Below are 12,530 nucleotides of genomic sequence, written 5' to 3'. Positions count from 1 at the left end.
ATTACTTATGGGCATGGGCCAAGCGCGGCGTGATTTCAAGCCTTATCGATGCTCAATCGCTGAGGTATTTCGATGGACGATCGAGAAAACGCCGCAGAAAAGAGATATTCTCCAGTTCGTCATACAGGCGTTCGGTGATGCCGTTCTCATCGAAATAATAGATTGTCGCTTCGGGAATGGCCAAAAGGACCGGCGAATGGGTGGCGATGATCAATTGCCCGCCGCCATCGGCCGCATGACGGATAATGGCCGCCAGTTCCAGCTGCTTCTGTGGCGAAAGCGGGCTTTCGGGTTCGTCGAGAAAATAGAGGCCGGCACCGTGCAGCCGCTGCTGCATGATGTCGAGAAACCCTTCACCATGCGATCGTTGGTCGATGGCATTGTTTCTGACGATGGTGCGAAACGTCTCCGGGGTTTCCTCGGGAAAGTCCTCGCCTTTTTTCTCGGCCTTTTCCCGCTCCCAGCGAAAATCGTCCAGCGTCTCCTCGTTCAGCCGGCGTATATAGCCGAGCACATCTTCCGCACGCATGAACATGCGGATTTTCGGATATTTCCTGCGGGCGAAATAGAAGGCCTTTGCCACGGTCCCGGCGTGCTGAAGGTAGATATCGCCTGAAACCTGACCATGGTTGCCGATGGCATAGGCCGTCATTCCCGCCGCCAGCCCTTCCAGAAGCGTCGACTTGCCGGAGCCGTTATTGCCGGCAAAAAAGGTGATCGGCGTCTTGAATTCAAGGCGCTCCAGATGGCGCAGCGCCGGAACCGAGAAGGGATATTCGTCCCTGCCGCCCGGGGTTTCCTTCATGGTCACGCTGTCGAGAAACAGCATCTTTGCGGTCCTTGCATCTAATCCGTCATGTTCACCGACGTCGCGCTCTGTCGCATCATCGTGGCCCGAGTCTCAAAGCAATTGCGTGTGATTGCAGCTTAACGTGGGGCACTGTTCGCGCCAATGGTTTGCGGTGGTGGCGGAAATACGCCATGTCGCCTCGTTAGAAATCAATGTTATTATAATTTAGCATGGCATAAATTGAGCAATGATTCTAAAATATACTATTTATCTTCAATAAATTATCTAATATTAAGATGTTACCTTGAGTATAAACTTCAAATTAATTCAACAATGCCAGTTGTCATCATTCTCGTTGTTTTTGGAGAGGATGAATGAAGCATATTGCGCTTTTTTCGGTCGCGGTTCTATTTTCCGCGATATTCGTGAGCGAAGCTGAGGCGCGGAAGTCTCGTTTTTTTGCCATACCCGGATTTGGCGGCGGCGAGACCATCGATCTCGTTTATGACCTGCCGGACAACGAGCCTTTTCTTCGCGACAGGGAAGCATTCGACGTTGGTTATCTCAACAGCGGGGATAGGAGCGGTTATGTGCTGTATCGTGGCGAGCGGTACAGCAGGCTCAGCGATGCGGATATTGCCAGGCTGAAGGCGACGCTTGGTTTTGATCCGACGACAAAAGACCGCATGGAGAGGGCGGCAAGGGGCAGCGACGCGCCCTGGAACCTCGTGATTATTGTAGCGGTCGCGATTGTTGGTATTTTTGTGCTTGTTCACAAGGGCATACAAGTTGCCCGGTGGATTTCGCGATCGGCGACAACCTCCGCAGCCACGGAAAATAAGCAGCAGGAGGAGGTCCCCGACCCGCTGGAGGTCCGCAAGAAACAGCTGCTGAACCGTCAATGGCGTGATAGCCAGACGGATCACGCAGCGCGTATCCCGGCAGCATCGTCGGTCCATGTGTCTTCTCGGGCAGACGCCCCGGTCCGGGTGTTCGGACGCAGGGGTGCATGAACAAGACGAAATCCCTGGACCTCAGATGGTTGAGGGATGGTGCTATTCGAACCGGTCGATGATGCTGATGCCGCTTTCCGTGAAGCTGTCCATGGCGGGCAGGGCGGTTGCAGCCTCGGTGAGGGTGATGTGGCGGCCGATCAGTTTTTCCGGCGCAAGTTTACCGCTTTCGATCATGGCCAGCATGTCCTCGTAACGCCATGCCTGCATGCCGTGGCTGCCATAGATCTCCAGTTCGTGGGCGATGACCCGCGCCATGGGGATGGCGGGCATGGCGTGATCGGCCAGCATCAGGCCCACCTGCACGTGGCGTCCGCGCCGGCGCAGGTTGCTGATGGAATTGCAGCAGGTCTGCGGGTGGCCGAGCGCGTCGATTGACACATGCGCGCCGCCGCCCGTCACTTCGCGTACTGCTTCCGAAACATCGGCGACCGTGCGGCTGTTGATCGTCGCGATCGCGCCGAGCTGGCGGGCGAGTTCAAGCTTGTCTTCGGCAATGTCGATGGCGACGATCTGCGCGCCAAGGCCCGCGCCGATCATGATGGCGGAGAGACCGACGCCGCCACAGCCATGGACGGCCAGCCATTCGCCACCCTTCAGGCGTCCCTGATCGGTCACGGCCCGGAAGGAGGTGGCGAAACGGCAACCGAGGCCGGCGGCGGTGGCGTAACTCATCGTATCCGGCAGATGCACGAGGTTCTGGTCGGCATAATCGATGGCGACATATTCGGCAAACGAACCCCAGTGGGTGAAGCCGGGCTGGAATTGCGCTTCGCAGACCTGCTGGTTGCCGGAGCGGCATTCATGGCAACGGCCGCAGCCGGAAACGAAAGGCACGGTGACACGGTCGCCGGTCTTGAAGCGGGTGACGTTCTTGCCGACTGCGGCGATGACGCCGGCGAATTCGTGGCCGGGAACGTGCGGCAGGCGGATATCCGGATCATGCCCCATCCAGCCGTGCCAGTCACTGCGGCAGAGGCCGGTCGCCTTTACCTCGATGACCACGCCGCCATCGGCCGGTTCCGGATCGGGCAGGGATGCGACAACAGGGGTCTCGCCGAACAGTTCGTAAAAAAGCGCGCGCATCATGGCCTCATATCGCTGGAAGGCGGGTTCTAACCTGTACCTGCTCTTAGAATATTTCCAGAAAAAGTGCGAAGCGGTTTTGCGTCTGGAAGAGCGAAAAACAGATAGAGAGAGTTCTTGCTTTTTGGGGACACAGTACACAACAGTTATGTTGGACCCGTAAAACAGGCTCGACTATCGTCGGGGTTCGTGACGCTTCCCTCTTCCGTCATACCGGCCTCGAGCCGGTATCCAGCCAGCCCAAGTCCTTGGGCTGAAAGGGCTCTTCCCGCCGCACAGACGTGCGTCGACTGGATACCGGCTCAAGGCCGGTATGACGGATAGGGCGGTACCCCGGTGCAGGTAATCTTCGCGTCGTATACTATGTTTGGGCAAAGCGGAAATGCCCTCTTTCGCCAATAGCGCTTTAATCCTTGATCACCATAAGATCGCCCGCTGCGAATTTGAGCGTCACCTGCTCACCAAGGGCAGGCGGCGCGGTGCCGGGATCATTGAACATGTCGAAAGACAGGGTCGAACCACCGAGATCGAGACGGGTGCGGATGACGGAACCGAGGAACTGGCTGGAGGTGACGGTGCCGGAAATGGCGACATCGCCTTTCGCGTCGCTGCCAAGCGAACCCGCTTCCGGGCGAAGCGCGAGGGTGACTTTTTCGCCGTTTGCCGCATCGACCGGCTTGTGCAGGGTGATCTGCTGCTCACCGACACGGATGGTGTTGGACGAGGAATCGACGACGGTGGCATCGATAAGGTTGAGCGTACCGACGAAGGAGGCGACGAAACGGGTTGCGGGCTTATTGTAGATATCGAAGGGCGAGCCGATCTGGTCGGCGCGGCCGGCATTCATGACGACGATGCGGTCGGAAATCGACAGGGCCTCTTCCTGATCGTGGGTCACGAAAATGGTGGTGATGCCGAGTTTCTGCTGGATCTGGCGGATTTCCTCGCGCAGCGAGACGCGGATCTTGGCGTCGAGCGCGGAGAGCGGTTCATCCAGCAACAGCACTTCCGGTTTCGGCGCCAGAGCGCGGGCCAGCGCCACGCGCTGCTGCTGGCCGCCCGACATCTGATAGGGGTAGCGGTCGGCCAGATGTTCCAGATGGATGAGCTGGAGCATTTCCTTCACGCGGGCGTCGATCTCGGCTTTCGGCTTGCCGGCGACTTTCAGACCAAAGGCGACGTTTTCATAGACATTCATGTTCGGGAACAGCGCATAGGCCTGGAACACCATGCCGATATTGCGCTGGTTGGGCCGCAGCGCCGTCTGGTCCTTGCCATTGATGACGATCGATCCGCCGCTCGGGGTCTCGAAGCCGGCGATCATGCGCAGCACGGTGGTCTTGCCGCAGCCCGACGGCCCGAGGAAGGAGACGAACTCGCCCTTTTCGATGGCCATGTTGAAATCATGCACGACCTGCACGGAGCCGAAGGATTTCTTGATGTTGCTAAGTGTCAAAAAGCTCATGAAAATATTGTCCTCAGGCCTTGGGAGGCGCGCCCTTCTGGTAGCGTGAAACGAGTTGGATCAGACCCAGGCAACCCCAGGTGATGCCGAAGGAAATCACGGCAAGTGCGGCCGGTTCATAGGCGCGGTTGGCGCCGAGCAGCTGCATGTAGGGGCCAAAGGCCGGGCGGTTCAAAAGGGCCGCCATGGTGAATTCACCGATGACGATGGCGAAGGTCAAGAACGCGCCTGACAGCACGGCGACCAGAACATTGGGCAGGATGATGCGGGACAGGATGGTCGCCCAGCCCGCGCCGAGGCTCTGCGCCGCTTCCGTCAGCGTCGCGACATCGATGGTTCTGAGGCCCGTATCGACGGCACGGTACATATAGGGCAGGGCAAGCGTGGCATAACCGAACATCAAGAGCAGGTTGGTGCCGAAGCTCGTGCCGGTCAGCGGCAACCAGCTGGAGGTGTTGTAAAGCCGGATATAACCGAAAACGATGACGATGGCCGGAATGACCAGAGGCAAAAGCGTGATGAATTCGATATAGGGCCGCAGGCCGGGCAGTTTCAGCCGTACCCAATAGGCGGTGGGGACGACAAGCAGAACCCCGAAAACGATGGTGAACAGCGCCATCACCACCGAATAGCTGAAGGTTTCCTGGAATCGCGGATCGGTCAGCACCTTGCCATAGGCGTCGAAGGAATATTCGCCGCGCCGCATTTTCAGCGAGAAGTTGGTCATGCCGATCAGCGGCAGGGCGAAATAGAGCAGGCCGAAGATCAGTGCGCCCCAGGCGAATAACCGCTTCATTTCAGCCACCTTTCGCTGCGGGCGCGCAGCCAGATATAAAGCGCATTGGCAATGCCGGTAACGACGATCATGCCGAAGGCGAGTGCGTAACCAAGATGCGGATTGCCGAGAACGTCGCCGCGAATTTGCGCGAAGAGCAGGATCGGCACGATGTTGAGCGAGGAGCCGGTGAGCGCGATTGCGGTTGCCACGGCGCCAAAGGCGTTGGCGAAGAGCAGCGACATGGTGCCGAGCAGCGACGGCAGCAGGATGGGAAAGGCCACCATGCGCCAATATTGCAGGCCGGTGGCGCCAAGAATTTCCGCAGCCTCGCGCCATTCGCGCTTCAGCCCGTCCAGTGCCGGCGTGATGATGAGGATCATCAGGGGAATCTGGAAGAACAGATAGGTGACCGTCAGGCCCCAGAAGGACAGGATGTTGAAGCCGAGGAGCCGAAGATCGATGCCAACCTGCGTCTTCAGGAAGACGGTGAGCAGGCCGACAGGGCCGAGCGTGGCGATGAAGGCGAAGGCCAGCGGCACGCCGGCAAATTGCGAGGCGACGCCCGAAAAGGTCAGAAGCGGTCCGCGAATGCGCTGCGGCAGGCCGCCCAGCACAACGGCGGCGGCCACGGCGAAACCGATCAGGCAGCCCAGAGCCGCCGAGGCAAGGCTGATCTTGATGGAAATCCAGTAGGCCGCGAGGATGGAGGAGGTGAAGAGCCCGGCGATGTTTTCCAGCGTGAAGCTGCCATCAGGACGCTGGAAAGCGCCGATCACGATCTTCATCGTCGGCATGATCAGAAACAGCAGAACAAAGACGGCGAAAGGTACGACGCCTATCCAGTGCAACGGCAACTTTCTGCCCGCGTCGGATGGTCCGCCGGTGTTGGTTGATGGCATGCCTTGTCCCCAAACGCCGTTTTTAAAACGGTCTGTGTCTTAAGGTTTAATTATAAAAGAAGCACCCCGGCTTTTTGATCGGCCGGGGTGCGTTTTCAACAGTTTACTTCACGTTTGCGCCAACGACGCTGTCCCAGCCGGCCGTGACGGCGGCCTTGTTGGCGTCAACTTCCTCGAGTGTCGGGAAGATCGCCTTTTCATAGGCTGCTGCCGGCGGCAGGCTGTCGATCAGTTCCTGCGGAACCTTGCCGGCCTTGACCATGGCGTTGAAGCGGATCGGGTGGCAATAGCCCTTCAGCCAGCCGAGCTGACCGTCGTCGGAATAGAGATGTTCCATCCACAGCTTGGCGGCGTTCGGGTGCGGCGCGTAAGCGGAGATGCCCTGAACGTAAACGCCAGCCAGAACGCCCTTCTCAGGGACGACGACTTCTGTCGGCGGGTTGTCGTTCAGCGTCTTCTTCCAGGACAGGGCGTTATAGTCCCAGGCGATGATGATCGGGGTTGCGCCCTGTGCCAGCGTGCCGGCCTTGCCGATAACCGGCAGGAAGTTACCGGCCTTGTTGAGGTCGGCGAAGTACTTCAGGCCAGCTTCACCGGCTTCCTTGCCGGATTTCGCACCGGTGGAAAGGCCAGCGGCGAGAACGCCGAGGATCGCCTGGTTGGAAGCGCGCGGATCGCCTGCGAGTGCCACCTGACCGGAATATTCCGGCTTCAGCAGGTCGGCCCAGTCCTTGGGAGCGTTGGTGACGAGGTCCTTGTTCACGAACATCGACATGACGCCGTAATAGTCGCCGTACCAGTAACCGTCGGCATCCTTGACGTTGTCAGGAATTTCGTCCCAGGTGGAAACCTTGTAGGGCTGCAGCAGGCCTTCGGCCTTCATCTGCGGGCCGAAAGCAAGGCCGACGTCGACGACGTCAGGAGCCTGCGGGCCCTTGTTGTCCTTGTTTGCCTTGATTGCTTCCACTTCGTCGGCGGAGCCGGCGTCGGGGTTCAGTTCGTTGACGGTGATTTCCGGGTACTTCGCCTTGAAGGCGGCGATGACGTCGCCGTAACCGCACCAGTCATGCGGCAGCGCAACGGTGGTCAGCATGCCTTCCTTCTTGGCGGCAGCGATCAGTTCGGCGCTCGGCTCGGCGGCAGCGATCGCGGTGGAGGCAATGACCATTGCGGTGGTCGTAGCAAGCAGTCGGCGGCAGTGAGAGATCACTTTTTTCTCCTCTTCGTGTTCTCATATTGCGGACGCTGATACGGATTCTAGATGAAGCTAATGTGACGGCTGGATTGCAATTTATTTATCCGGATTCCGCCACTTTACGCCCATTTTCCGCCATTATCAGGCTTTTGCGCCTGCAATCGCGGGATAATCCCCTCATCATCCTTGTTGGCCAGATCTGTTCCCCAGCTTGGTTACTTATCCTGTTTTATCGTGCTGGTAGCGATCACAGGTATCCAATCAGCGCGCGACATCCGCGTCAAGCAAGTTGCCGGCTATGCAATTTCATGTTCTGTCCGGCCTGCGGAACAGACGCGTCTGTTCGAACAGGCCTTCCAGCGCGTTCATGCGTTCCTTGGTTTCATCCCAGGTGCCGCTCTGAACGGCCTCAATCAGCGCCTCGACGACGAATAATGTCACGACGGAGGAATCCCACGCCGAGGGCGCCTCTATTTTTACCCGGAAGGTGTGCAGGGCGTGGCGGGCCACCGGTGATGTCCACTGATCCGTGAAGAGGATGATTTCAACACCGTTTGCCCTCGCCACTTCGGCAAGCGTCGTCATGTCATGTTCGTAACGGCGGATGTCGAAGATCACCAGCACGTCACCGGCGTTCATGTTCAGCATATATTGCGGCCAGGCGCTGGAATTCGATGACATCAGCGTCGTTTTCGGGCGGATCACCTGCATATGGGTGAAGAAATATTCGGCGATCGCCCCGGTGATGCGTCCGCCGACGAAATAGATGCTGCGCTTGCGGTCGGAAAGCAGCGCTGCGGCATTGTCGAAGACGGCGGTGTCGAGATCGCTCAGCGTATCGCGCAGATTGCCGGTAATGGCATCGGCGAAGCGGTTGAGAATGTGCAGGCCGGGCGCATTGGTCGCCCAGCGGTCGTGCTTGGCGACCGGGCCGGAGATCGTCGCCTCCAGTTCCTGATGCAGATGCGCCTGGAATTCCGGGTAGCCCTTGTAACCGAGCTTCTGCACCATGCGCGCCACCGTCGGCGTCGAAACGCCGGCATTTTCAGCGATGGTGGTGATGCTGCCGAGACCGGATACGGGGTAGTTGCCAAGCAGGCTCTCCGCCAGCCGTCTTTCCGAACGGGTCAGCGCGTCGTAATGGGCATGGATGACATCCGACACGGTCGCCGTCGTGCTGCGCAAATCTTTCCCCTTCCGGTCTTTATGCCGGTCTATCGGCTAAAATAAACATCTGCGCTAGCTATCGAGTCAATGGGAAAAATGAAGAGAAAATTTCAAAATTCCATTTGACACTCGCAATAATGTGAAGAATTCTTTTCGTCATTGGCGGGGAGCGGGGTTCCCCGGCGGGGTGCTTTCATGACGGTGCGTTCAGATTTTTTCACGCAGGCGGAAGGGCAGGCGGTCGGTGTCGAGAACGCCGCGGCGAAGGGCGACGTCCTTCTCGTCTGTGAGCATGCCTCCGCCACCATTCCGGAAAAATTCGGTACGCTCGGTCTTTCGCCCGATGTGCTTTCCAGCCATGCGGCCTGGGACCCGGGTGCCCTTGCCGTTGCGCGGCTGCTGTCGAAAAGCCTTGACGCCACGCTCGTTTACCAGCGGTTCTCGCGGCTCGTCTATGATTGCAACCGGCCGCCCGAATCGCCGTCCGCCATGCCGGTGAAAAGCGAAATCTACAATATTCCCGGCAATCTCGACCTTTCCGAAGCGGAGCGTTTTGCCCGTACTTCGGCGCTTTACGTGCCGTTTCATGATCGGGTGAGCGAAATCATCGCCGGGCGTCAGGCTGCGGGCCGCAGGGTGGTGGTGGTGACGATCCACAGTTTCACGCCGGTCTATCACGGGCAGTTCCGGCAGGTTCAGATCGGCATCCTGCATGACAGCGACAGCCGCCTGGCCGATGTGATGCTGGCGGGCGCCGAAGGGTCGGCGCTCACGGTCAAACGCAACGATCCCTATGGTCCGGAAGACGGCGTGACGCATACGCTGAGGCTGCATGCGCTGCCGGACGGGCTTTTGAACGTAATGATCGAGATCCGCAACGATCTGATCACCAATGAAGGAGAGCAGGCGGCCATCGCCGGTTTCCTCCACGAACTTATGGGGAAGGCACTCTCATCGATAGATGAGTGAGGGAGCTATGGCCGGCCGATGGTGAAAACACCGGGGCCGGCCACCAAACGAGACTGCCGACATTCAGGGAAAGCCGGAAAGGCATGAAGCGGCAAGGGAACAGCAAGTGCGTGCGGCACAGCGCGGAAACCTTCCGCAGGTGCTGAAAACTGGGGCACAATCGGCCAATAACGGCTGACTGGCTTGTTTTTTTCTTATTCAGGAGAGAAGGGCATGGACAGTTCATCGTCAGGCGTCAGCTATAAGAAGGCTGATGCATCCTATTTCGAAAAACGCGGACTTTCCCGTTATGCGGGGGTGTGGTCCCTCTGGTCGCTCGGCGTCGGTGCGGTCATATCAGGGCATTTTTCCGGATGGAATTTCGGCTTTTCCACCGGCGGCTGGGGCGGCATGCTGGTGGCGGGCATCATCATCGCCATCATGTATCTCGGGCTGACATTTTCGATCGCGGAAATGAGCCCGGCGCTTCCGCACACCGGTGCTGCCTATTCCTTCGCCCGCACGGCCATGGGCCCGTGGGGCGGCTTCGTCACCGGACTTTGCGAGAATGTCGAATATGTGTTGACGCCGGCGGTCGTCGTCACCTTCATCACCGCCTACGTGAATTCCATCCTCGGACTTGATCCCGCCTATTCACCCTTCGTGTGGATAGCCTTCTATGCGATCTTCCTTGCCCTCAACGTCTTCGGGCTGGAGCTTTCCTTCAAGGTCACCCTGATCATCACGCTGATTTCGCTCGGCGTTCTGGTGTTCTTCTGGATCAGCGCCATCCCAAATATCGATTTTTCGCGTTACGCGCTGAATATCGGCGTTGGCCCTGATGGCAAGGCGGTGGAGCTGCCGGAAGGCGGCGGTTCCTTCTTCCCCTTCGGCTTTTCAGGTGTTCTCGCCACGCTGCCTTTCGCGGTCTGGCTGTTCCTCGCCATCGAGCAATTGCCACTGGCCGCCGAAGAATCGGTCGATCCGAAACGCGACATGCCGAAGGGCATCATCCTCGGCGTCATCACGCTGATGGTATCCGCCTTCATGATCGTGCTGCTCAACCCGTCGCTGCCGGGTGTCGGCGCCTTCCATCTCGGTTCCTCGCTTGAACCGCTGCTGGATGGTTTCAAGGCTATCTATGGCGATGGCGGTGTCGTGCTGCTTGGCCTTGTCGCATTGACCGGCCTGATCGCCAGCTTCCATACGATCCTTTATGCGCAGGGCCGGCAGATCTATTCGCTGTCGCGTGCGGGGTATTTCCCGACCGTGCTGTCGATCACCCACTCGAAATACCGCACACCCTTCGTTGCCAATATCGCCGGCGCTGTCGTCGGCCTCGCGGTCATGCTCGTCATCTGGTTCTCGCTGGGTGCGGAAGAGGGCGGCAGCATCATCGGCAGCGTGCTTTTGAACATGGCCGTGTTCGGCGCCATGTTCTCCTACATCATGCAGGCGGTTTCCTTCATCCTGCTCCGCAAGAACCTGCCGCATATCGAGCGGCCGTTCCGTTCGCCCTTCGGCATTCCGGGTGCGGTGCTGACGATCATCATCGCCATCGTCACGCTGCTTTACCAGATCCAGGATCCGAACTTCACCAAGGGCGTTCTCTGGGTCGCCGTTTGGTTTGCCGTGGCGATCGCCTATTTCGCCTTTGTCGGACGCCACCGCCTCATCCTGTCGCCGGAAGAGGAATTCGCGCTGGAGCACAAGCAGGCTGCAATGGCAGCGGCGGCTGCAAAGGCCTGATGTTCAAACGAAACGGGCGGCCGTCTGCCGGCCGCCCGATCGCCACACAAAAAGGGAACGGACAAAATGACGAGCTACACATTCGACGCGCTCAAGATGGATGTCGCCGAAGGGCGCATCGACACGGTTCTGGCCTGCCTTGTCGACATGCAGGGGCGTCTGATGGGCAAGCGATTCCAGGCCGAGTTCTTCGTCGAAAGCGCCTATGAGGAAACCCATAGCTGTAATTACGTGCTTGCCACCGACATGGAGATGGAAACCGTTCCCGGCTACAAATCGTCCAGCTGGGAAAAGGGCTATGGCGACTATGTGCTGAAACCCGACCTTTCGACGCTGCGACGGGTGCCGTGGCTGGAAGGCACGGCGCTGGTGCTGTGCGATGTACTCGATCATCACACCCACGAAGAGGTGCCGCATTCGCCCCGCGCGTTGTTGAAAAAGCAGGTGGCGCGGCTGGAGGCCATGGGGCTCAAGGCCTATATGGCGACCGAACTGGAATTTTTCCTGTTCGACCAGACCTTCGATGCGGCGCGCGCCAGCGGGTACAAGGGGCTGAACCTCGCCAGCGGTTACAATGAGGATTACCATATCTTTCAGACGACCAAGGAAGAGGATGTCATGCGGGCGCTGCGCAAGGGCCTGCAGGGTGCCGGCATTCCGGTCGAAAACTCCAAGGGCGAAGCGTCCGCCGGTCAGGCGGAGATCAACGTGCGTTATGCCGATGCGCTGACCATGGCCGACCGGCACGCCATCATCAAGAACGCCACCAAGGAGATCGCCTGGTCGAAAGGCAAGGCGGTGACGTTCCTTGCCAAGTGGAACTACAATGCCGCCGGCAGTTCCTCGCATATTCACCAGTCGCTGTGGAGCCTCGATGGCAAGACACCGGCCTTCCTCGACAAGGATGCCAAGCATGGCATGTCGGAGCTGATGCGGCATTATGTTGCCGGGCTTCTGGCCCATGCCAGCGAGATCACCTATTTCCTGGCGCCCTATATCAATTCCTACAAGCGGTTCATGGCCGGCACGTTTGCGCCCACCAAGGCGATCTGGAGCCTCGACAACCGCACGGCCGGATATCGCCTGTGTGGCGAAGGCACCAAGGGCATCCGCATCGAATGCCGCGTCGGCGGCTCTGATCTCAATCCCTATCTCGCCATGGCGGCTTTGCTTGCGGCAGGCATTGACGGCATCGAAAATAAACTTGAACTTGAGCCCGCTTTTGTCGGTGACGCCTATGGCGGCAAGGATGTGCGCGAGATACCCAAGACCCTGCGTGACGCCACTGCCTTTCTGGACGGATCGAAAATGCTGCGCAACGCTTTCGGCGACGATGTGATCGATCATTACGTCCATGCCGGACGGTGGGAACAGGAAGAATACGACCGCCGTGTGACCGACTGGGAAGTGGCGCGCGGTTTCGAACGAGCCTAATCATTA

At 58.8% G+C, this 12,530-nt stretch carries 11 protein-coding genes; 4 read left to right on the top strand and 7 right to left on the bottom strand.

The annotated features are described in order from the left end of the window. Window positions 1–52: 52 nt before the first annotated feature. Window positions 53–829 (bottom strand): AAA family ATPase, encoded by a 777-nt coding sequence (locus tag JZX88_RS08395; RefSeq protein ID WP_065113807.1) that lies wholly within the window; start codon window positions 827–829, stop codon window positions 53–55. A gap of 335 nt (window positions 830–1,164) precedes the next feature. Here JZX88_RS08395 and JZX88_RS08390 point away from each other — a divergent pair, with 335 nt between their 5' ends. Continuing rightward, window positions 1,165–1,803: a hypothetical protein gene (locus JZX88_RS08390; RefSeq protein WP_206913262.1), complete on the top strand. Its 639-nt coding sequence runs from the start codon at window positions 1,165–1,167 to the stop codon at window positions 1,801–1,803. 42 nt (window positions 1,804–1,845) lie between these two features. On the opposite strand, the gene JZX88_RS08385 is transcribed toward JZX88_RS08390, so the two are convergent. The 6 genes from JZX88_RS08385 to JZX88_RS08360 form a co-directional block, all read right to left on the bottom strand. Further along, the gene (locus JZX88_RS08385) at window positions 1,846–2,889 is read right to left on the bottom strand and encodes a zinc-dependent alcohol dehydrogenase family protein (RefSeq protein ID WP_110760239.1); all 1,044 of its coding nucleotides are present in this window, start codon (window positions 2,887–2,889) and stop codon (window positions 1,846–1,848) included. Window positions 2,890–3,295: 406 nt separating this feature from the next. Continuing rightward, entirely contained in the window at window positions 3,296–4,354 is a 1,059-nt protein-coding gene (locus JZX88_RS08380) for an ABC transporter ATP-binding protein (protein WP_110760152.1), read from the bottom strand. A gap of 13 nt (window positions 4,355–4,367) precedes the next feature. Continuing rightward, window positions 4,368–5,150, bottom strand: coding sequence for an iron ABC transporter permease (locus JZX88_RS08375; protein ID WP_206913260.1), 783 nt, complete (start codon window positions 5,148–5,150; stop codon window positions 4,368–4,370). Next, complete coding sequence (locus JZX88_RS08370; RefSeq protein WP_110760154.1) at window positions 5,147–6,031, bottom strand: ABC transporter permease subunit; 885 nt, start codon at window positions 6,029–6,031, stop codon at window positions 5,147–5,149. The genes JZX88_RS08375 and JZX88_RS08370 overlap by 4 nt, the downstream gene beginning before the upstream one ends. Window positions 6,032–6,134: 103 nt before the next feature. Further along, complete coding sequence (locus JZX88_RS08365) at window positions 6,135–7,241, bottom strand: ABC transporter substrate-binding protein (RefSeq protein WP_065113802.1); 1,107 nt, start codon at window positions 7,239–7,241, stop codon at window positions 6,135–6,137. A gap of 291 nt (window positions 7,242–7,532) precedes the next feature. Further along, window positions 7,533–8,411, bottom strand: coding sequence for a MurR/RpiR family transcriptional regulator (locus tag JZX88_RS08360; protein WP_065113801.1), 879 nt, complete (start codon window positions 8,409–8,411; stop codon window positions 7,533–7,535). A gap of 177 nt (window positions 8,412–8,588) precedes the next feature. Between JZX88_RS08360 and JZX88_RS08355 the strand changes: the two genes are divergently transcribed. The 3 genes from JZX88_RS08355 (at window position 8,589) to JZX88_RS08345 (ending at window position 12,524) form a co-directional block, all read left to right on the top strand. Next, complete coding sequence (locus JZX88_RS08355) at window positions 8,589–9,362, top strand: N-formylglutamate amidohydrolase (RefSeq protein ID WP_206913258.1); 774 nt, start codon at window positions 8,589–8,591, stop codon at window positions 9,360–9,362. 213 nt (window positions 9,363–9,575) lie between these two features. Beyond that, on the top strand, window positions 9,576–11,090 hold the full coding sequence (locus tag JZX88_RS08350) for an amino acid permease (protein ID WP_065113799.1): 1,515 nt from the start codon (window positions 9,576–9,578) through the stop codon (window positions 11,088–11,090). A 66-nt stretch (window positions 11,091–11,156) separates the two neighbouring features. Next, entirely contained in the window at window positions 11,157–12,524 is a 1,368-nt protein-coding gene (locus JZX88_RS08345) for a glutamine synthetase family protein (RefSeq protein ID WP_065113798.1), read from the top strand. Window positions 12,525–12,530 lie beyond the last annotated feature (6 nt).

The organism is Agrobacterium sp. OT33, from assembly GCF_017313365.1.
GTDB classification, from domain to species: Bacteria; Pseudomonadota; Alphaproteobacteria; order Rhizobiales; family Rhizobiaceae; genus Agrobacterium; species Agrobacterium rhizogenes_A.
The sequence above is the reverse complement of the archived record's forward strand: the minus strand, read 5'-3'. Positions and strand labels throughout refer to the sequence as shown.

What these genes read in the sequence shown, in the direction of transcription:
- JZX88_RS08395 (WP_065113807.1), bottom strand. Translation starts at nt 829, where the DNA reads ATGCTGTTTCTCGACAGCGTGACCATGAAGGAAACCCCGGGCGGCAGG.
- JZX88_RS08385 (WP_110760239.1), bottom strand. Translation starts at nt 2,889, where the DNA reads ATGCGCGCGCTTTTTTACGAACTGTTCGGCGAGACCCCTGTTGTCGCA.
- JZX88_RS08370 (WP_110760154.1), bottom strand. Translation starts at nt 6,031, where the DNA reads ATGCCATCAACCAACACCGGCGGACCATCCGACGCGGGCAGAAAGTTG.
- JZX88_RS08345 (WP_065113798.1), top strand. Translation starts at nt 11,157, where the DNA reads ATGACGAGCTACACATTCGACGCGCTCAAGATGGATGTCGCCGAAGGG.
- JZX88_RS08380 (WP_110760152.1), bottom strand. Translation starts at nt 4,354, where the DNA reads ATGAGCTTTTTGACACTTAGCAACATCAAGAAATCCTTCGGCTCCGTG.
- JZX88_RS08350 (WP_065113799.1), top strand. Translation starts at nt 9,576, where the DNA reads ATGGACAGTTCATCGTCAGGCGTCAGCTATAAGAAGGCTGATGCATCC.
- JZX88_RS08355 (WP_206913258.1), top strand. Translation starts at nt 8,589, where the DNA reads ATGACGGTGCGTTCAGATTTTTTCACGCAGGCGGAAGGGCAGGCGGTC.
- JZX88_RS08375 (WP_206913260.1), bottom strand. Translation starts at nt 5,150, where the DNA reads ATGAAGCGGTTATTCGCCTGGGGCGCACTGATCTTCGGCCTGCTCTAT.
- JZX88_RS08390 (WP_206913262.1), top strand. Translation starts at nt 1,165, where the DNA reads ATGAAGCATATTGCGCTTTTTTCGGTCGCGGTTCTATTTTCCGCGATA.